At 40.1% G+C, this 21544-nt stretch carries 19 protein-coding genes; 6 read left to right on the forward strand and 13 right to left on the reverse strand.

Annotated features, from left to right (window positions below; genetic code table 11):
• The first annotated feature begins 98 nt into the window (after positions 1-98).
• Complete coding sequence (map, locus tag VB733_RS23255; protein WP_323342428.1) at positions 99-923, forward strand: type I methionyl aminopeptidase; 825 nt, start codon at positions 99-101, stop codon at positions 921-923.
• Between the two features lie 415 nt (positions 924-1338).
• Positions 1339-1719 (forward strand): DUF1823 family protein, encoded by a 381-nt coding sequence (locus VB733_RS23260; protein WP_323342429.1) that lies wholly within the window; start codon positions 1339-1341, stop codon positions 1717-1719.
• 81 nt (positions 1720-1800) lie between these two features.
• Here the strand turns inward: VB733_RS23260 and VB733_RS23265 are convergent, their stop codons facing one another.
• The 5 genes from VB733_RS23265 to VB733_RS23285 all read right to left on the reverse strand — a co-directional run bounded on the left by VB733_RS23265 (position 1801) and on the right by VB733_RS23285 (position 8326).
• Positions 1801-3711 carry an acetate--CoA ligase family protein gene (locus VB733_RS23265; protein WP_323342430.1) on the reverse strand — a complete coding sequence of 637 codons (1911 nt, stop codon included), beginning with the start codon at positions 3709-3711 and terminating at the stop codon, positions 1801-1803.
• A gap of 601 nt (positions 3712-4312) precedes the next feature.
• Positions 4313-4876 (reverse strand): hormogonium polysaccharide biosynthesis acetyltransferase HpsU, encoded by a 564-nt coding sequence (gene hpsU, locus VB733_RS23270; RefSeq protein ID WP_323342446.1) that lies wholly within the window; start codon positions 4874-4876, stop codon positions 4313-4315.
• A 279-nt stretch (positions 4877-5155) separates the two neighbouring features.
• Positions 5156-6097 carry a glycosyltransferase family 2 protein gene (locus VB733_RS23275; RefSeq protein WP_323342431.1) on the reverse strand — a complete coding sequence of 314 codons (942 nt, stop codon included), beginning with the start codon at positions 6095-6097 and terminating at the stop codon, positions 5156-5158.
• A gap of 193 nt (positions 6098-6290) precedes the next feature.
• Positions 6291-7223, reverse strand: a complete 933-nt coding sequence (locus VB733_RS23280) for a glycosyltransferase family 2 protein (RefSeq protein ID WP_323342432.1) — start codon at positions 7221-7223, stop codon at positions 6291-6293.
• Between the two features lie 239 nt (positions 7224-7462).
• Entirely contained in the window at positions 7463-8326 is an 864-nt protein-coding gene (locus tag VB733_RS23285) for a hypothetical protein (RefSeq protein ID WP_323342433.1), read from the reverse strand.
• 255 nt (positions 8327-8581) lie between these two features.
• On the opposite strand from VB733_RS23285, the gene cobU reads away from it, so the two are divergent.
• On the forward strand, positions 8582-9127 hold the full coding sequence (cobU, locus tag VB733_RS23290; protein WP_323342434.1) for a bifunctional adenosylcobinamide kinase/adenosylcobinamide-phosphate guanylyltransferase: 546 nt from the start codon (positions 8582-8584) through the stop codon (positions 9125-9127).
• A 47-nt stretch (positions 9128-9174) separates the two neighbouring features.
• Here cobU and VB733_RS23295 read toward each other — a convergent pair whose 3' ends face one another.
• Complete coding sequence (locus VB733_RS23295) at positions 9175-10017, reverse strand: prephenate/arogenate dehydrogenase (protein WP_323342435.1); 843 nt, start codon at positions 10015-10017, stop codon at positions 9175-9177.
• A 157-nt stretch (positions 10018-10174) separates the two neighbouring features.
• Here VB733_RS23295 and VB733_RS23300 point away from each other — a divergent pair, with 157 nt between their 5' ends.
• From VB733_RS23300 to VB733_RS23310, 3 genes are all read left to right on the forward strand, one after another.
• Entirely contained in the window at positions 10175-11725 is a 1551-nt protein-coding gene (locus VB733_RS23300) for a pentapeptide repeat-containing protein (RefSeq protein WP_323342436.1), read from the forward strand.
• A gap of 195 nt (positions 11726-11920) precedes the next feature.
• A complete protein-coding gene (locus VB733_RS23305) occupies positions 11921-12520 on the forward strand; it encodes a DUF1517 domain-containing protein (protein ID WP_323342437.1) in 600 nt (199 codons plus the stop codon).
• Between the two features lie 171 nt (positions 12521-12691).
• Positions 12692-13585 carry a hypothetical protein gene (locus tag VB733_RS23310; RefSeq protein WP_323342438.1) on the forward strand — a complete coding sequence of 298 codons (894 nt, stop codon included), beginning with the start codon at positions 12692-12694 and terminating at the stop codon, positions 13583-13585.
• Positions 13586-13664: 79 nt separating this feature from the next.
• Here the strand turns inward: VB733_RS23310 and aroF are convergent, their stop codons facing one another.
• The 7 genes from aroF to VB733_RS23345 form a co-directional block, all read right to left on the reverse strand.
• Complete coding sequence (gene aroF, locus VB733_RS23315; protein WP_323342439.1) at positions 13665-14723, reverse strand: 3-deoxy-7-phosphoheptulonate synthase; 1059 nt, start codon at positions 14721-14723, stop codon at positions 13665-13667.
• Between the two features lie 635 nt (positions 14724-15358).
• Complete coding sequence (locus VB733_RS23320) at positions 15359-15823, reverse strand: PAM68 family protein (protein WP_323342440.1); 465 nt, start codon at positions 15821-15823, stop codon at positions 15359-15361.
• A 30-nt stretch (positions 15824-15853) separates the two neighbouring features.
• On the reverse strand, positions 15854-16123 hold the full coding sequence (gene rpsO, locus VB733_RS23325) for a 30S ribosomal protein S15 (protein WP_323342441.1): 270 nt from the start codon (positions 16121-16123) through the stop codon (positions 15854-15856).
• A 296-nt stretch (positions 16124-16419) separates the two neighbouring features.
• Positions 16420-17253 carry a cyanophycinase gene (locus VB733_RS23330; RefSeq protein ID WP_323342442.1) on the reverse strand — a complete coding sequence of 278 codons (834 nt, stop codon included), beginning with the start codon at positions 17251-17253 and terminating at the stop codon, positions 16420-16422.
• Positions 17254-17595: 342 nt separating this feature from the next.
• Entirely contained in the window at positions 17596-17811 is a 216-nt protein-coding gene (locus tag VB733_RS23335) for a hypothetical protein (RefSeq protein WP_323342443.1), read from the reverse strand.
• Positions 17812-18085: 274 nt separating this feature from the next.
• Positions 18086-19000, reverse strand: a complete 915-nt coding sequence (locus tag VB733_RS23340) for a DUF928 domain-containing protein (protein WP_323342444.1) — start codon at positions 18998-19000, stop codon at positions 18086-18088.
• A 276-nt stretch (positions 19001-19276) separates the two neighbouring features.
• The coding region (locus VB733_RS23345; protein WP_323342445.1) for a CHASE2 domain-containing protein at positions 19277-21544 on the reverse strand (2268 nt) is incomplete at its 5' end.

The following is a 21544-nucleotide window of genomic DNA, read 5'->3' on the forward strand; positions in this document are numbered from 1 at the left end:
TTTAATATAGATGATATTGTTCTTCAATTAACTTTCAATTAACTAAAAGCCAGCAAACATCCTCTCTGCGACAAAAAGTCAATAATTATTAATATCCCATGAACATCTTAAGCAACCTGCTTTCTCAACCAGCTCAACCCAGTTCCAAAAGACAGCGACGAGGTATAGAAATTAAGTCGCCCCGCGAAATTGATATCATGCGACAATCTGCCAAAATTGTGGCAACCGTCCTCAAAGAAATTTCTGAACTGGTACAGCCAGGGATGACAACAGCAGACTTGGATGCTTATGCCGAAAAACGTATTCGGGAAATGGGTGCTACACCTAGTTTCAAGGGATATCACGGCTTTACTGGCTCCATTTGTTCGAGTATTAACAACGAAGTTGTACATGGTATTCCCAGTCCTAAGAAAGTTATTCGGGCTGGAGATGTATTGAAAGTTGATACTGGAGCTTTTTTTCAGGGTTTTCACGGAGATTCCTGCATTACGATCGCAGTTGGTGAAGTCACAGCCGATGCCGCAAAGTTAATCCGCGTTGCCGAGGAAGCTTTGTTCAAAGGTATTGAACAAGTGAAAGCAGGCGCTTATCTGCTTGATATTGCGGGGGCAATTGAAGACCATGTCAAAGGTAACGGCTTCAGTATTGTCGAAGACTTCACCGGACATGGAGTTGGTCGTAATTTACACGAAGAACCATCCGTATTTAACTTCCGTACTCGCGAAATGCCCAATGTCAAATTGCGATCGGGCATGACACTGGCGATCGAGCCAATTTTAAATGCGGGGTCTAAATTTACACGTACTCTATCAGACCGATGGACTGCGGTAACAGTTGATAATTCCCTTTCTGCACAGTTTGAGCATACTGTATTGGTGACAGAAAGTGGGTATGAAATTTTGACAGACCGTACGAAATTGTAAGTTTGAATTTTAATATCTTGGATTGCTCGGTAAAATCAGTACAATTCCAAATTTCAATTCAACTTTTCTGATATTTTTTACTAGAGACGCAATAAACAGCGTCTCTTTGATTATTTGGCGTTGCATAATTGCAAGATGACTTGGGAATTAGTATAAAAAATAATCACCATGTCGCCGCGTCTCCCAGTTTCAAAGTCATATCATTCCTGTCAAATCACTCACGATTAACAGTTCTCTGCGTCCCCCGCATCAGTCTTAATCAGCTTTGAATTATGTGGTAAATAGCTGTGATGTAGAAAAATAAAATTATGCTTATGTTTGGAAGCTCATCCAATATTCATCAATTATTGTCACTAATGGAATGGTGTTGTGAATTTCATTTTATTGTTGAGTTGATTGTTAAGTAAAGTAGTTTATGACAGATTTACCGCCTTTGAATACTGATACGCTTTGGGCAATTTTAAATGAAACAATTGATGATGCGACAGTTAACCAGTTGGTATGGCATTATCTTGGATATCGCTACAATGAAACCCAAAAACAGTGGGATACATCGGCAGTTATCAGCGAATGGCGCGATGAATATCCAGAACCACCAGATTTTTTTGATAGTCGTCCCGCAGCCATGAAATTAACTCGTTCGATTCCTGAAGAAAATAAACAATCACTCAAGCAAAAACTAGGTTTTAAAGGCTACAAAATTGGCGAATTTGGACCTCGACAAACCCGGAGAGCAACTGCTGCTAATTGGTTATTGAGTTACATGCAAATTCATGGGATTGCATATAATTCATAACATTGAACTACATTATTTTAGCCATCCCCAACTCTTTCTCGGAAATCGGGGATGTTTATTTAGTAATTAACGTGAACAAAATTACATAATCGTATTGATTTTCTTTAAATAAACCCTTGTAAATGGTTCATTTTCTCCTAAGGAATACTCTTCAAGCAAACCTTGACGGTGGATTGTAATGTTGTGTGATTTTCTCACAATTAATGTTGCATTTTCCAAAATATCCCGCGCTAACATCATTTCAGTATCAGTGGGATTATCTAAAACTACCATGTTACTACCGTAGTAAAACATGCCATCTTTTTCCAAAATATCTTCGTTATACTCGGTAATTAATAAATCAAGATTGGGATTTCTCAATAAATTTTGGACATTATTGTTGTAATCTGGACTCAAAACTTTTTCTGACCGATTGATAAAAACTCCCTTGCGACATACTGCTCCAATAGTCCAATCAGGGTTTTGCGAAAGAATATGATCTATAGTTTCTTGCAATTCCTGGACGGATATTTGATTAAATGTAATTATCGGAATTCTCGCAGCATCCCCGGACTCAAAAAAAGTATTTAAAATATGTGAAGGTACATCAACGCTGTCGCCCATAGCAGGATTCAAATGCATTAAAATTCCGGGTGCGGCATTGATTTCTAAAATGGCAAAATTACCTTCTTTCCAAGACTTCTCCAGACTTTCTGTGATGACATCAATCCCTAAGCAAGTCAAGCGAAAATATTGATCAATATCCTGTGCCAAAATAATATTATCGGGGTGTATGGTACTAGTTGCGTCAATGCTGACACCTCCGGCGGAAAGATTCGCGACTTTGCGAAGATAAATTTTTTCGTCTTTTTCAATAACGCTATCCAATGATAAACCTTGCTCTTCCAAGTAAAGTTTCATTGCTTCATCACATTGAATTTTACTCATTGCTGAGGTGGGAGTGTCGCGACGTGCGGGTTGGCGATTTTCCTCACGGATAAGTTCATTAATAGTCGAGTAACCATCGCCGATAACTGAGGCAGGGCGACGTTCGGTAGCAGCAACAAATTGCCCATTCACGCAGAGTAAACGGAAGTCACTACCTTTGATACTTTTTTCAACAATTATTCTAATTGGTTGGTTCTCTGGAATTGCTGCAACTGCACGACTATAAGCTAATTCTAATTCTCTGGGAGAACTTATATCTGCTGTTACGCCAATACCTTTGTGACCAACAACGGGTTTAATTGCGATCGGATAACCAATTTCTCTGGCGACTGCTAACGCTTCGCGATCGCTTTTGACAATTTCACCTTCGGGAACTGGAAAACCCAATGACTTTAAAAATGCTTTGCAGTCATCTTTGCGGGTTGTAAAGTCAGAGTCAACGTGACTATCACAGTCAAAAGTTGTCGCAATTCCCCGAATATGATTTTTACCAAAGCCATATTGAGTCAGTCCTTCTTCCCACAAGTAAAAGACGGGAATCCCTTTTTTCTCTGCGGTTCGCCACAAAGCATAAACTGTAGGACCACCATATACTGACTGTCGAAAACGATTTTGTAATACGGTTAATTGTTCATCAAAAACAATATCTTCGTTTTGAGTAATTGCTTCAAACCAATCCCAGACAAAATAAATAACTGTACGAGTTGTACGTTCGTGAAGTGATTGAATCGCAATTGTAGACTTTTCAGCACCCGGTTTTACACTCAATTTATCTAAATGTAAATCCATCTCTAATTTTCCCATTTTGGAAGCGGTATGGGCAAATAATTGGGCGTGAGATTCATAAGTATCATTACGTAAATCTGGGAAGTATTGACATACTTGTTCTAAGTAATCTCCTAATGGTAAAGCTTCCCGTTCATCTGTAATCGCAAAATCAAAGACCAAAGCCCCTGCACTTAAATATGGGTTTGCTCCAGCATAGTGTTTGAAATTGAAAATATCAAATACATCGGTTTTTCGTGCATTGATACGAACTGTTTCATTTCGATTATATTTAACCATTAATCTCACCCTGGGATACAAATTTTTTCAATCCACTAATATCAACAGGCAGTATGTACATTGATGAGTAAAAACACTCGTTCCATCAGTTTTTACCTGCCTCATGCGGATAGGATAGTTATTTATGTGATGCTGCCATATCAGGCAATGATTATACAAGTACAACTTAATACAATAAATTGCAAAATAAATTTTAAAACAAGTAAAAATATATTGTCAGATGTGAGGATTGTAAAAAATTGTTTAAAAACGTGCCTTTAAACTCAGTATATAACAAACCAGAAAGCAGCCATCGAATTAACTGTTTGAATTTTGAACAAATTAGATGTTGTAGTGGCGTGGCAAGGCTAAAATTTTGCAAATTTTTTTTGTGGTGCGGGCATCTTGCTCGCTAATTAGAACGGACATCTTGCCCGTTCTACAAAAGATTACTAATACATAAAATTAGCTTAGATACACCATTAGGATACATTAGAAGGCTGTTTGTAAAGCACCAAGCTCTTATAAATGTCCTGTAATCTCCTTGCTAATACACCTTACTCCAGTATCTTGTGGCAAGCACGTGAGAGTTTAGGATACAGATACCAGTGATTAGTAAAATTTATTTGCTAGCCACTCTCGCATACTTGGGGCGACAGGGAGTACCCCGGCAAACCTGTCCGGGTGGCATGTCAGCAAAAACACTACTGCGAGCGCCAATAACCGTATTTGCACCAATAGTAACTCCAGGGGCAACAAAACAATCGGCTGCAATCCACACACCATCTTGAATATCTATTTTGGCTGTTTGTAAGCCAAATGCTGGGTCTTTGAGGTCATGACTACCAGTACACAAATAGCTTTTTTGGGAAATGACGCAATTATTACCAATATTTATTTGGTCAAGGCTATAAAAAACCACATTATCACCAATCCAACTATAATCACCGATTGTTACTTTCCAGGGATAGGTAAATCTGGCTGTTGGTCTGATTAAAACTTTTTTACCGATGTGGGCACCAAAAAGACGCAGTATCCCACAACGCAAACCATTCAAAGGATGTAAAGTTAAAGGGAATGTCACAGCTTGGACAAACCACCACAACAACACAAACCAAGTTGGTTTTCCTCGATCATACCAAGATTGGTCATATTTGCTTAAATCCATAAATGATTCTGCATTCATGTGACGATGCAAGTGATTTTCGGTATTTAAATTATCTATAGGTTCGCTAATCATCAGATGTAATTATAAACATTAATAATAAAATTTGATTTCTTTATTGGTAAAACAATTGCAAAAATTTAGGATTCCCGACTTTTGGAGAAGTCAGGAATCTTATTGTTCAGGAACAAAACTAGTACAGTATGGAGTAAATAAACCAACCATTCTAAAGTAACAAAAAGCTTATTTTAGAAGTTTTATTCCTTCTGCCTTCTGCCTTCTTACTTCTGCCTTCACGTGCTAGACTGCTGTTTGTCTGGCTTCTTGATTAAATTTTTGTTGGGTCTTTTCCGTCTTTTTTGCAGTATTTAACTGTCCATTACAACTGCGTAATTCGTACAATTTTACGCCGATTTGATATTCATATTGACTCAATAAACGCCCATAAGTATATCCAGCTTTTCCATCCAGAAAACCACGTTGAATAATATAAAATAAGACAAAACGCAAGAATGGTTTAAAGGGTAATCTGACCCAGATTTTCTTCAAAAAGCGCTTACGCTGAACTGCATCACCAAATAAACTGGCACCGATAGTACCATCATTATCTTGACCAGTGAGAATATTGTAATAGACGCGGGCTTCCCAGTTTGAGTAGCGGTTATGACGCTCTAACCAGTGGAATAGATCGCGGAAATCTTCATGCAACATGTCATTTTTGAGGTAGCCAACTTTACCAGGTAAGATGACATGTTCGTGAACTTCATTATCACCTGTATTGCGAATATCTTCGGTATTTAAGTTTTCGTAACGACCGAGTTTGTGCTTGAATAAACGCAAGTTCCAATCAGGATATTTGCCACCGTGGCGAATCCATTTACCTAAGAAAAATACACGACGGTTAAGATAATAACCTTCATGTTCAGAATTTTGAATTGCTTCAGCGATTTCATCCCAAAGTTCGGGAGTAATCCGTTCGTCACAATCAACAATCAATATCCATTCATTGCGGAATGGTAAATTTTCTAATGACCAATTTTTCTTTTTGGGCCAGCGTCCGTTAAAGTGAAATTGGACAAGGTTTGCACCATAGTTTTTCACTATTTCGGCACTTTGATCGGTACTTTGGGAATCGACAACAAATACTTCGTCTGCACGTTGAACGCTAGCTAGACAAGCAGGTAAATTCGCTTCTTCATTTTTGGCTGGAATGATAACAGAAACAGGTATTTTACTAGACATAATTTATTAATTGTGATGTGTTAATTGGTGAATCAGGGCTACAGGAATACTTCCCAAACTGGGTAATCGATGAATTCCTTTGGGGTTAGTGTTTATTGGATAGTTGTTAATGGTTAATATTGATTCGCTTTTAGGTTAATAATGGTGATGTCAATTAATCACGAATTAACAATTAACTCTTTGCTCTTGCCCATTAACTATTCTTTTTTGCAAATAGAAGACCCTGAATAGCGGCGTTTAAATAACCAATCTGACCATAGGCATACACTAAATTGTCAAAGCTTATAGCTGGGTCAGAAATATATTGTAATGATTTATACAACCCACGCACCAACCGTTCACCACCGCGCTGTAACTGTCCAATGCCCGCTCTTCCTGCCAACTGTTCGCGATAGCACTCGCTAATGCCTTGCCACCAACCGCGACTGAAGAACCAACTGCGTTGCAGTCTTTCCGGTGATACATTGTGTGCTACCACGGCATCAGGAATATATGCAACTTGCCAGCCTCGCGATAATGCGAGTTCGGTCATTTGTAATTCTTCGTTTGATAGTAAGTTTTTGCCAATACGACCAAGATTGGTGTCAAATCCGCCAATTTCTTCCCAGAAACTGCGACGAATTGCATAATTTAATCCTCTTGGTGTTAAACCTGGGTTGTCAATATAGACAATACTATTACCCAAGTCGTATGCACCTAAATTAGATGACAAACTGGGGGTTAACCACCTGGGTGCTTGGATACCTTGAGGATATAGTAACGTGACCTTTCCACCAGCGATCGCTAATTTGGAGTTAGCCGCAAATGTCGAGTACAGGGTTTGTAACCAAACTTCACTTGCTTCGGCATCATCGTCTAGATAAGCAAAAATTTGCCCACTTGCAACTTTTGCACCAGTATTGCGGGCAACTGAAAGACCGAGAACTGGTTCAAAAACATACTTGAGACGGGAATCGGCAAGTCGCTGTTCGACGACTTCACGAGTGCGATCGCTTGATCCATTGTCTACTACTACTACTTCAAAACTAACGTTGCCTTTTTGGGCGAGTAAGCTATCAATAGCAGCACCTAAGTAGGTGTCTCGGTTGTGAGTGCAGATAATGGCAGAGATTAGCGTATCTGGCATAGGGAATTTAGGATTTTGTTGGTTGTTAGTTATTTAGTTGTTAGTTATTTGAGGTATTTGGTTATTGTTGACAGGATTGTAGTTGATGACTCTTGATGAATCACTGACCAATGACAATGAACCATTACCGATTAACTATTAACCATTAACTATCAAATATTTAGCCGACTCTGGAGCTAATTTATACCAAAAACTTCCCATATACCAACCGAGTATTCGCGGAAAAAGTCTTGAAATCTTTAAGCTTTATGGAGATTTTGCTGAGATTGGAGATGTGCGTGCAGCATGATCAGGGTTTCTGATAATTGAGCCAGATGATTTTCTAATTCTTGTTTGCGGGTTAAATATATCCGCAATTTCTGATATCGTGCGATCGCCATGCTCACACCTGCTACCTGTTCTGGAGGACAGGGACGGCTCCACATTTTCCCGGCAGCATCTAAGCCACATAAACGATAGCCGGTGCGTAGTGTTTCTTTCTGGTGTTTACTTTTGGGTGGATTGGTGGCTGTATTTTGATTTTGTGTGGCACAAATTGCTTCTACATAATTCATTAACTGGTCAACTTCTGCATGACGCAGGGTTGCAGTTCCCGCAGGAGGTGCTTCCGTTGGTTTTTCGGTTTTTGGTTCTGGGATTTGCGATTCTAACCAACCATTGACAATGGGACCTTCAAGATAAATATCTTGGATTTGTCTAAGAATTGTTTGTAATTCGACTTGCCATCCAGTCACAATTTGTTGAATTTCTTGAAGTAAATTACTAGCTAATGCGGGATTGGCGACGTTGTGGTGGCTGGTAAAGTTGGGAATTTTAAATTTAGGTAAATTTGGTGTTTTGCCCTCACTGTCATCAGTCTTAAATGCCTGTACTGAATCATGTCGAGTTAATATATCTTCTGGTATATTTTCTGGAGTCTTGGCTGGGGTGACTTCTGGAGGGGAAGTTACATCTACAGGGGGATTTCTAGTTTCCTGATCTGGAGAAGTCTGAATCTGAAAAGATAGGGGCGCTCGACTAAAGCCTGGCGACTCTTCAGATGTAATGCTACGGTTGCCTAAATTTTGGAGAGTTGTCTCAATCCGTCTAATGCTTGGTTTCATAGATTTATCCATGATTTATCCACAAATATGTGCTGTGCTGGTTAAATAAGGCAAATCAACTTAAAAGTATCAATAGGAGGAACAATCAGGATGAAAAGCGATCGCCAGGTATGGCAAGCTGATTGATCCCTAGTTATGGATGTTTCTAGTAATTTTATCTATTTAAAATTATTTCGGGGTAAAATTTCTATCCGTACAACAAATAATCAGTTATAAATTACAACCACCTTAAATTCAATATCCTAGGTAAAAGCTGTGGGTAAAGTCATATTAGTTACTGGTCCTGCCAGTTCCGGGAAAAGCGAATGGGCTGAAAATCTCGCTTTACAGTCTCAAAAAACTGTTGTATATGTGGCAACAGCATTGCAAGACCCCACAGATTCAGAATGGCAACAACGTATCCAAAAACATCAACTACGCCGTCCGTCCAATTGGGTAATATTGGAAGTTCCTACAGCTTTATCGATGACACTTGCGAATTTGAAACCAGATGTCTGTATTTTGGTGGATTCTTTAGGTACTTGGGTCGCCAATTTTCTCGAAAAAGAAGATACTGATTGGGAACAAACAGTAGAAAACTTTTTGGAGACGGTGGAGTTAGTTGCAGCCGATATCATAATTGTCGCCGAAGAGACGGGTTGGGGAGTTGTACCTGCTTATCCCATTGGTCGTAAGTTTCGCGATCGCTTGGGCACTTTAGTCCGAAAATTAGGTGTAATATCGGCAGCTGTTTACCTAGTTACGGGAGGACATGTACTCAATTTAAGTATTTTAGGAACACCCGTAGAGATTCATGAGTAAAGATTGTGGAATCTACCTGCAACTGTGGGGTGGGTTTGCTGCTGGAATTAGTCTTTGATAAAATTAGGGCGATTTAATTGATTTTTTTGGAATATTTCTGTGAGATGATGCCAATTTTCTTGCTCGATTAAATCAATTATTGTATCCAAATTATTTCTGTATCCTTGTAGCGACCTTAATAAAGCATCACGATTATATTTTGCCATCATCACCCCTAATTCCGGATTACCACCACCAATGCGACTGGTATCTTTAAACCCTGAACTGGCTAAACTTTGCGCTAGTTGCAACACGTCAGCATCACCTTCACCCATACATGCAGCAATGAGAGCAGCGCTCACCATCACAGGTAAATGGGAAATCCAACTGACAGCATTATCGTGTTGTTCAGGGGCACAATAATAAAGATTTGACCCTAATTCTTGAACCAATCCCTCAACAATTGTGATGGCTGATTTTGGTGTTGCTGGTGTTGGCGTTAATACATAAGGTCTATTGACAAACAAATTTCGCAAAGCTGCTTCAATACCACTTTCGGCGGTTCCTGCCATTGGATGACCGCCCACAAAGTTATGCCATAGTGAAGAAGCTACTTTAACTATCGGTGATTTTACTGAACCAACATCTGTTACAACAGTAGTCGGAGGTAGAAAAGTTATCAATTGCTCAACTGTGGGCACAATAAGCCCTAGAGGCGTGCAAATAAATACCACTTCTGCACTTGCCAGTATATTCAGGTTCACCGATGCTTCATCAACACTGCCAATAGCCATAGCTGCCTGACAGGTGGAAGCACGACGGCTAACACCGATAATACGATGCCCATGCGATCGCAAATCCAAACCTAATGACCCGCCAATTAATCCCAGCCCTAAAATACCAATATTCATAAGTGATTTTCTTAATAACAAATTATTTCTACATCAGATTTCTCGCAAAAACACAGGAAAGAAAAAAGGTTACAGGACAAGAAAATACTCACTTTGCCTTTCTCCTTACCCCTTTCCCGATGTTTTTCCAATTGGCAAATCAGGGATAGCACAGACAATGAAAGCAGAGGAATTTTTAGAAAAATATACTCTTGGAGTACGAGACTTTAGCGGTATTGATCTGGGGGAAGCCAATTTAAGCGGTGCCAAACTTAGTGGCGTTAACCTCAGTCAAGCCAATTTAAGTGTAGTTAACCTCAGTGGCGCAAATCTCAATAATGCTAATTTGAGGTTTACCAAATTGAATGTTGCCCGACTCAGTGGTGCCCACCTTATTCATGCTGACCTCAAAGGTGCTAGCCTCAATGTTGCTAATTTAATTCGTGCTGATCTCAGTCGCGCCATACTCCGTAAAGCGACTCTAATTCGCGCTGAATTAATCCGTGCCGATTTAAGCCGCGCTGACTTGATCCAAGCCAACCTCAAAAATGCTGACCTCCGGGAGGCAACACTCAGACAAGCAAACCTGCGCCAAGCAAACCTGACTGAAGCCACCCTCAAAGGAGGATTACTCACAGGGGCTAACCTCGAACAAGCAATATTAAACAATGCCGATCTTTCCCGTACAGACTTAAGTGGTGCAAACCTTCGTGATGCCGAACTTCGACAAGCAAACCTGAGTCGCGCCAACCTGAGCGGCGCAAATCTGAGCGGTGCAAACCTACGTTGGGTTGATTTAACTGGCGCTAACCTGCGCTGGGCTGATTTAACTGGTGCAAAATTAAGTGGTGCAAACCTAACTGGAGCAAATTTAACTAACACAAATTTAACAAATACAACTTTAGTACATGCCAATCTCACCCAAGCCAAGTTTATCAAAGCCGAATGGGTAGGTGCAGATTTGACAGGTGCGACATTGACGGGTGCAAAGCTATACGCAACCTCCAGATATGGGTTAAAAACCGATGGTATTGTCTGCGAATGGGTTGACCTCAGCCCGACAGGAGACTCATCAATTATTCAATACTTCACTCCAGAAGACGTACATGAATTTTTTAATGCGACTTCCCCGACAATCCGCATCATTGTAGACAAACCCCTCGACCATGAAGCCAATTTCGCGGCTGCGGGTGCTTACTACCAAATTGCTCAACAGTATCGTCAACTCATCCAACCTCCCTGTATAGAAATTGACAGACGGCGAACGGTGTTTACTTTTCGATTAGATAATGATGAGGCTTTGCTACCCACTGCTTGTATTGGAATACTACCATTTACAGATGCTAAAAATACTCATAATAACTTATTAGTAAGTGTAGAAATGATGAAAAGTGAGGACACATCTAACGATGGTTCTATCCCATTTCATCGCATTCAAAAATTTAACCAACTATTAGAAGAAGCACTAGAACATGCTGATAAAATTAAACAGATGAAAAAAATCCTGGCATTGGTCGCAAAGCTCAATTTTTTTCAAGCTCCAACCCAAACTATTTTGACTAATTCTAGTTCGCACAATCTGATTATCTATGAGCATCCTAATTTTGGAAAAAGGCTAATGCATCGTTCGGATGTCACTGATGCTAGTTACGATGAAGTTATCAAATTTACACCTTTCTCCGTCAGCAAAGTGATTGATTTTATTAAAGGTTTTCATTTTATTGGTTAAGAACTAATGCGGATTTGATATTTAATTAAACCTATGCACTTGTCGTTTATAGTTAATGTTTAATTTTAATGTTTAATAATTAATAGTTAATAGCTGTAATAGCTGTTTTTGGAGTATGGACAGAGTAATTCATTTCTCCCTTGTCTCCACTCCTTCCCAATCACCATTAACTCAATATTTTTTCGGAGGATAATCATGCGTGATTCATTGAATAAAATGATGGGTAGGACTCGTTACGTAGTCTGCCGCATCTTTATACACTTAGCAGGCGCGGATGTTGCACCCATTTTAGGCTCCTTAAATGTTACAGCCAGAGATGCGATCGCTGCTGATGGTGATTTAGAAATTTTGGGAGAAGGTTTAGTTAACGTTTGCCAAACCTTATTGCAATATGACGAATATTGGACATCCGCAGCTAACGAAGGTGATGTATTTTGGAGTGAGGGAGAGGCAGGAGATTATGTGAATGATTTATTTACCGATTCTGCCCAACGTTATCTCAGCGAACCTGATTTTAGTTCTGGTTCTGTGAATGATACCAATCAACCTTTGTCTATACCTGTAACCCGTAATGTCATTGTCATGCTGACAGCCGCATTTACAGGGGAGATTCCCGAACTGGAAAGTGATTTGTCGAATATCCAGGCATTAAAAGAAGGCTTGAAAGCCCTAATTAATTTACATTACAAACATAAATTAAAGGCTATTCAAGTTCACTTCTCACCTGCACAGTTGGGTGATGAATTGACAAATGACCAATTGTTACAACATTACCCAGAACTTATTCCCCTGTAAACAAGAAGATGAAAACCCGGATTAGGGAAAAATTGGGAAAATAACTACTTTTCCCTGTCGTGTCCCCGTTTCTCCGTTTGATTTTGATAAAGTGGTTGGGTAGTCCGTACTCACCAAACTCACATAAAAATAAGAGAAGTTGTTAAGCTCGGAGATGGGATAACAGTGAATATGTTCATGAAAATTTTGCGTAAATTTACAGTCGTTGTGTTGTCGCTAAGTTTGTGCGTAACTGCGGTTGGTTGTGGTGGAGGAAATCAAACAACTTCACAATCTACACCCCAGGCAAGTAACGTTCGCCAAAATTCCAACTCCAATACGGCTAAATTAGCTGATGGTCAATATGAGGTACAGCAAGCCAGCTATGACGATGGCGATGGTGCGTACACGCTGTTTTTGCTCAACAGTAACCCACCTAATTTTACGACCGAAAATTTACAAATGGCTCGGTTAACCGATGATGAAGTTAAGGAAGGCAAAAAAACGTACCTAAAAGTTGAGAAAGGGCAACAGTCTTTATATTTGACACCCGATTTCAAAATTGAATACGTTCACAACGTTACAGAAACTAAGACAAATCCCCAAACTGGTCAACAGGAAACCGTTGTTATTCGTCAACAAAATGGTTTCTGGGCACCTTTTGCTGGTGCTGTGGCAGGTCAAGCAATTGGTAGCCTATTATTTAGACCCCAGTATTACGTGCCTCCTGTATATCAACCTGGTGGAATTATGACTGGTTATGGTGGCTATGGTCGCTCTTACGATGATGCGATTTCGAGCTATCGTACCCGTTATAATGAGCCTCCTGCGGCTGTTCGCAACCGCACTGCATTCCGAACTACAGGAAACTTACGTAGCAATTATCCGAATAATCCCAATGTGAGAAATCAACCACGGGTTAATAACGCTAGTCGTGCGACTGGTTCAGGTTTTGGTAGCAGTACCTTAAAACCTTCCGGTAATTCGAGTTCTTCACGGCGAAATTCGGGCGGTAGTTTCGGTAGTGGTGGACGTTCTAGTAGTAGTCGCCGCAGTAGTGGTAGTTTTGGCAGTAGAAGAAGGTAATTTGCGAAAAGGGAAAAAAATTAGAGACGTTACATGTAACGTCTCTAACCTAAGTTCCTATTCTGATGTATTTATGCCATTAAACGGCGATCGCCACTGCTGGTTGCCAGCGTCCGACTGCTTTACCAATGACTGCCAGTTCTTGCATTAGTTGGTCAAAGGCTTCGGGAGTCAGGGACTGGGGACCATCTGATAAAGCTTTTTTCGGGTTAGGGTGAACTTCGATCATGAGCGAGTCACACCCTGCGGCAATTGATGCCATTGCCATTGATGGGACAAATTCTGACCAACCAGTACCGTGGCTGGGGTCAATCATAATCGGTAAGTGGGTCAGTTTCCGCAAGACGGGAACAACTGATATATCTAGGGTGTTACGGGTGTATTGGCGATCGAAGGTACGAATTCCCCGTTCACATAAAATGACATTCGGATTTCCTGCTGCCAATATATATTCGGCTGCCATCAACCAATCTTCAATAGTTGCAGCCATACCTCGCTTCAATAGTACGGGCTTGGGCTGCGCCCCCACTTTCTTGAGTAGGGAAAAGTTCTGCATGTTGCGCGCCCCTACTTGGATGACATCAGCCACTTCCGCAATGACATCGAGGTCGGCAGCATCCATTACTTCAGTAATAATACCTAGTCCACTGGCGGCGCGGGCTGCTGCTAGTAGTTCTAGGGCACTTTCTCCGTGTCCTTGGAATGCATAGGGTGAAGTTCGGGGTTTGTAGGCTCCACCACGTAAAAACTTTGCACCTGCCGCTTTGACGCGCTTTGCCGTTTCGACTATCATTTCTTCGTTTTCGACGGAGCATGGTCCAGCAACAACAGATATTGGATGATGTTCGCTGATGATGACAGGTCCGTCGGGGGTGTTAACAACTACTTCAGATGCTTCACCCTGGCGGTATTCACGGCTAGCACGTTTGTAAGGTTGTTCAACTCGTAATACTTGTTCTATCCAAGGGCTGACTTCTTGGATTTGTAACGGGTCTAGGCTGACTGTTTCTCCCACTAAACCGATGACGACTTTGTGTTTACCAACGATTTTTTCGGGTGATAGTCCCCAAGTTGTTAGTTCCTCATTAATGCGATCAATTTCCGCTTCCGGGGAACCAATTTTCATGACTACAATCATGTGTAAATTTCCTGATAATTTTAGTTTTGATTTTTAATGCTTTCTCGCTTTTAAGGGTTTGCTTAACTTAAAAATAATTGCGGTGAAGTTAAAGACTATCATTGGGAACAGCAATACTATGCCCTGAGTTATTTGATACATGTCTTTAGACATGTAACATATTACAGTTTAAAATAAAATGCTTTCAAATTTACTTTATTTTTTTTAATGCTAAGTTGGCTGGAAATGAATGGATTTAAGTAAGTCGGTGTTGAAAATTATCGTTATGAAAAGGCAGGAGGTAGAGGGCAGAAGGCAAGAGGGAAGAGAGTTTTGGGCAAATTCACTTTTCGTTACATACTTCTGTTTTTTTGCACCGTTCTACTTAGCTAGATGGAGACTGATAAACCCTGAGAGGAATATTTCCTCAAAAATTTCTCTGATTTTGGCAATATAGAGCCAGGTTGCTATACGTAACCTGGCTTTTTAGTCGCTTGACTATTTGTGGATATTATTTGGGTATGACAGATTTTTATTTTTAAATATTAATTTAAATATTAGTAATGTTGAAGTGATTAAATTCAAGCTTCAACATTCTGAGAAATATTTAACCTAACATCTAGATATCAATCTAATTGATGTATGGGGATGCCAAACTATACTTTTTTTTGCCGAGTTGCACGCCAACCTTCTACCATTCGTCCCCAGTTGGTAGTAAATTCACCCCAACCGAACAGAGTCCCTGGTCGGTCTGTATCCCAGGAGGTGGAGAGAACACCGTATGTAATACCCAATACACCCAAGCCGAAAAATCCCATATTCAGGAGCAAAACGACAATGGGGGGCAATTTGATTTCGGCAAAAGCCACTAGTAAGTAACTAGCAACAAGGGTAAAGATACCCAATGCTGTGGGAATACCGGAGAAGCCAGCGACTCGCCGTATCATGCGATCGCTAACTACTTTTGGTATTGCCATTTCTTCTTTAGTGAAGGGAGGTTTTTGAGACTCCTTCTGGGAAGATTCCGTCTTGACTATTGGTTGGGTTTTGGCTTTTGCTGGTTTCTTTTGTTTAGCTTTCGGCTCAAACGGTAGATTGTTGCGTTCAGATTCGGCAGACATAGGCAGGTGGTTAGTTATGATCCACGAAATTTATCCACGGATACCGAGACGAGCAATCAATGCTTGATAGCGATCGCGGCTTTCTTCCTGAATATAAGACAAAAGGCGTTTGCGTTGACCGATTAATTTCAACAAACCACGACGGGAAGAATGGTCTTTTTTGTTGCCTTGTAGGTGTTCACTGAGACGATTGATACGCGCAGTCAGCATTGCAACTTGCACGTCCGCAGACCCGGTGTCTGTTTCGTGAACTTGATACTGTGTAATTATCTCTTGTTTTCGCTGTTGCGTCAGAGCCATGACTGTTTTGATTTTGAACTAATGCAGCAGTCTCTCATATTATCACAGTGTATTGAGAATGGGGAATTGGGAAACAAGGTTGGATTTATTAGTAAATTTAATCGATTGCTGGCAAATCTTCTGAGAGCTTGAGTATGCTGTTGTCGTTGGCAATGGGGGCGATCGCATCTTAAATTTTTTCGGGTAGTATTCCTTAGAAGGGGCGATCGGCAATATTCCGGCTCTAGATAATGTTGTTCCCACCTGGCAGAAATAACAAGTTTGCCCCTGAAGTTTTTTGAGGACAGGAGGAATAGTTATTTCTCCACTGAAGTCACGAGAGAGCGTCCATCGAGAATTGGTTTGTGGGTTTTTAAATCAAACTTATAGCCATGGGGTAGTATATGCAGTTTTGCCCCACAAAATGCTAAAGGCTCATCTCTCAAGATTTCATCGGCATTATTATGCACCAACTCAGATTCATCAACTACCGTAATCACGCCTTCACCAATCACCTCAAACTGGTTCCCAGTTACAACCATGGCAGTATTTTCATCTATACCAAATCCGAGAATCGCTGGCTGCTGGGCTAAGGCGGAAATTAAACGCCCTAAACGTCCACGTTGAGAGAAATGTTGGTCAATGACGACACCAGGTAAAAATCCCATACCAGGTCCAAGTTCGACAATATTAATGCGGGGATTTGTTTGAGATTCGCCTTCAACAATCATCACATCTGGCATTACTGCTGCGCCGGCACTAGTACCAGCAATAATTACGCCTTCTGCATAGCGTTCGTGAATTGCACGGTCTAATTCGGTGTCTTTAAGAATACTTGTAATTCGTGCTTGATCGCCACCTGTAAAAAATATACCTGTAGCTTCATGGATTGCTGCTAGTGCGGTTGATGATGATGCATCCTCACGGCTTTCGGTGTCAATAATACGAACAGATTCTGCACCTAACCTTTCAAAGACGCGAATGTAATTTTCTCCGACTTCTCTGGGTAATTCTGTAGCTGCCGTCATAATTACAATCTGGGCTTTTGTACCTCCAGCACGACGAACAAATTCCCGCAAGATAATATAATCATATTCTTTGTCTTCTGCACCACCTATAATTAATAGTTGGCGTTGGCTTTCGTTTTCCACAGTGATGTCTCCTGATATTAATTCATATTATTTATCGGTGCAAAAAACCACCAATAGGTAGATGCCTATCGGCTAGGTTGAACGATGGGTTATGACTGTCAAAAAATTATCATCGTGAAATTTGACAATACAAATTTTCTCGTGTTGTTACTTTCCTAAAATTAGGCTTCTATGCAGATTTAAAAAACAAGTTTGCCAAATTAGATAGATAATCCTAGTTGATAATATATTATTGACTAATTCGTGGTATTCGTAGCCTCATTCTGAGGATATATCTTCACCACTTCGACAGAGATAAAAAAGGAAAAAGTATTTGTGATCTACCTTTTCCTACAAGAACTATTATTCAGGCGATCGCAATCTCAAATGACGATTTAATAGTGCTGTCAAAAATCTATAGGCTCTATCGAGGGGAAGATGTCTAGGTTTACCCTGATAGACAATTTGGTATTCGTTAATATCTGCTCCATCACCATAACCAGAAATTAATTTGTTGTGAAAAGCTGTTTCTGCAAGTTGTTTTATCTCATTTCTCAGATTAGCTTTTGTGCCGTTCATAGTTACCGAACCATTACTGTGACTAAAAATTTTCTTATTTTTCCCTTATATCCAATTTGTATGTACAATTACCCCTCTCTAAAGTAATAAGTTTGACAAGATAATTGCTAAAGTTTCACCTGTGACTATCCCTATTTTTGTCACAAATTTTCACAAAACAAATATCTCTTTGGATAGCTGATTTTTTACATATACTCGCACGAGCTAGAAAGCTCAATGTACTAAATGTAATTTGAGCATCAAGCTGAAATTCTGAATTTTTGATGCAATTGAGCTAAGATTGTCCCGGTTTTCCCACAATAACTATTGGTTTATCTATCATTTCACTTAAACCAATTTCACTGAGTAAACTTGCTAAATTATCATGTACTATTTCATCTTTGGGGCTATTTTGTTTCAGTTCTATTAATATTGTTAAAGCTTGATGCCATATCCCATTTTCGGCATAGATTACTGCTTGCTGATAAGGCGTAGCTGTACTTATTTTTTGGTTCACTCTGGGGTTGAGATTGACTCGACTCACAACACCTTCAACGTAGACAGGTGGTGATTCTTTTTCTTCATGACAATATACTTTCAAAAACCAGCGATATTCTTTACCAACTGTTAAAGCTGGAACTGTATTGGGAAGGCTAATATTAATAATTCCTGGCTGTTCTGGTAGAGGGATATTCTTTTGATGTATGGTTTCCCCTTCACTATCTTGAAGAATAAATTCGGTGGGGTATTGAGAACTTTTTGTATAAGGGAGATAAAACCAGAATGTGGGACGTTCGACACTAGTTAAACCCCAGACATTGGTAATGTTGTTAGTTTCTTCACTAACAGGAACCAATGCAGTCAGTTTAGGGTTAACATCAGGACAATTATCGCGTCTACCACCACCTGTACGACGACCTCCGGGTGCATTTCCTGGTGGCAGTTTTGGTCGAATAAAATTTATTTTTTTAGGATTAGTAACTTTGTTGGTAGTAGGTTTTTGAGAATTTGCTGGGGTTTTGGTTTCCTGTGGTTTTTCTGTTTCTCTAGGTACCAGGGCATCGCGAAATAATTGTGGTAGTAAAAGCTGAGAAAAGCTGGGATTAGTAGGTGTCTGTTTTGCTTGTAATTCACTTGTCTGACTAAGTAAGTTCCCACAAGCGATCGCGGTTATTAAAATTAAATTGGGGACGTTTAAAAATATTTTCATATAACTCCTGATTGAATAGATGCTTGGTAATCAGAAATAGGATATTGACGATGTAATTGTCACTCTTGTCATAGAGTTGTACTAATTACAAGTTATGTATAAAGTAAATCTTAAGACCAAAGAAACCCGCTTTCTTGGATTTAAGTATCGAGCATCATCTGACTTTTGGATGAGAAATCCGGATTTCTCCCTGCGCGACTATCCTGAATATTTACTTTATAAATGCTCTCTGACAAGTTATTTTGTTTTCAACCTATTTTCTGTTTTCCTAATTCCCTAATCCCGATTTCCAACTCCTACCACAACTGCTGCACTAATTAACGAAATTGTACTGGGAACAAATGGTATCCAATAGCCCGATATCAACATACCTAGACTAATAATATAGAGTATTCCTGTAGAGGTAGTAATTGAAATGATTAATGACCGATGTTGCCGATATAACTGCCAAGCTAATATTCCCCCTATTAATGACCAAGATATAATCCAAATAATTTCCACTCCAGCTGTCCATGTGCCTAACAAAGGGCGATCGCTCAATACAGCATTGAGGATTTGACTGAGCATGTGAGCATGAATTAATACTCCTGGTAATTGCTGATCTGGTTCAGTACCGTAGGGCGTTGGTAAATAATCTTGCAAGTCTCCTTTGGCGGTGACACCAATCAGCACGATTTTGTCTTTGAAGGCACTGGGGTTAACTTGTCCTGTCAAAACGTCGCGCAATCTTACTTTTTGGGCAATTGTGTTGGCAACGCGCCAGTTGAGTAATATTTGCCCACCGCTAGCATCGATATTTTGATAGCCACCTGTACGGGAGGTGAGGAGATTGAAGCTGGTTTTGTCGATGCGGAGTTGGTTATTGACTATTTCGGCTTGTTTAATGTTTTGTGATTGAAAATAGTGAAAGGCTAATTGTAAGCTGAGGGAAAAATGTGGGGTGCATAGGGAGTTGGCATCTTGCCGCATAAACAGTAGTTGACGACGGACTACACCATCTTTGTCCCGAATAAAATCGCTAAATCCCAAACGTTCTTCAATGTTTTCGGTGGGTATTTCCGGTGGTGGTGCAATCCCATTACTGTTGCTACCAGCATAACTACCTTTACAAACAGCGACTAAATTTGGAGTTTGTTGCAGACGCTGAATTAATTCTGGATTTTCGGCTTTGAAGTCGCGATAAATATCTAAACCAATGACACTGGCTTGATATTTTTGTAATTTTTTTAATAGTAAATTCAGGGATTTATCGGATATCGAAGTTCCTTTTAAGGATTCACCTTGACGACGTTGTTCTGCCAAGTCAGCATCATCGATCGCTACTACTACAATATTATTATCAGCCGCTTCCGGAACAATTAGCATTCGCGATCGCATCATTTGATCGAAGCTTTTCAGTTCTGCCCCTTCAAATAATCCTAGCAACCGTAAACCGCATACTAGCAGGGCAATTAAAATGCTGGAAATTATTGCGAGTAATACTTTATTTTGTATTTTTTTTGAGTTAAATAGCGAGGTAGAGTTTGTTTGGGGATTATTGGCAGTTAGATGTACTTCTGGCAAAAGTGTTGGATATTGACGATGATTTTGATTTTCTGTATCGGAATTATATAATTGCTGCCAAGTCAGGGGGATTTGGGCAGGATTATTGAGGCAAATCATTGGTAGCCATGTGGCGCAAGGAAATTTATCTTCGAGTCCTTGCAATCTTTCTCTAGCTTGACGCACGGCGGGAAAAAATCTTTTGCCGCTCTGTGAGTTTTCATTCTCTTTCCAGGCGGATTCACTATTGGCAAATGCACTGAGAAAATATTTGAGAAATTCGCTGGCAACCTTGTCGGGAACAGGTTCACGCATGAAGATGATTTCGGGTATTTGTAAACCTGTAAGTTCCTGTGCTAACCCTAAACCATCACATGAGTTTAAAATTGCTAAATGTAGACCATTTTCAACGGCTTTTCGCAGTGCGTACCGCAATTCTGCCATGTTAAGACTATCTGTTTGATTCAGATAGATACATCCACTTTCACCGTTGTGACTGGAACTATGTCCGGCAAAAAAGAGGATATCCCAATTATTTTCCCAAAGATGGTCATTTAATTGCTGCCGTTGCGGTTCGACTAGGAATGTGACATCGGCATTGGGTAAATTTTCCAACAGTGATTTATCGGCTTGAGTGTCGATACCTTGACTGTTACCAACTATGGCTAAAATTTTGACTTGATAATTGGGAATACGTAATCTTTCGCTGCGTTCATAGCTGGGGGATGCGAGGGCTATTTCGGCTTTGTCGTAGCGTTCCAACAAATCCCAAGCGTGCCAAGGCAAACGTTGAATGAGACTATTTTCTGTTTGTAAAATGACCCTAATTTCATCAGTGAGAGAAAGATATTCGAGTAACTTTTCTCGCAAAGAACGAAAAGATTCACACTGTAGCCAAGAATTAAAATGCGATCGCAAAATCCTAGCAGTTGCCTGACAATCTTCTGTAATGGATACATTTGTCACCTGTATCTTATCCGCAGATAAGCGAAAGGCATTACC

It is taken from the genome of Calothrix sp. UHCC 0171 (assembly GCF_034931845.1).
Lineage (GTDB): Bacteria > Cyanobacteriota > Cyanobacteriia > Cyanobacteriales > Nostocaceae > Brunnivagina.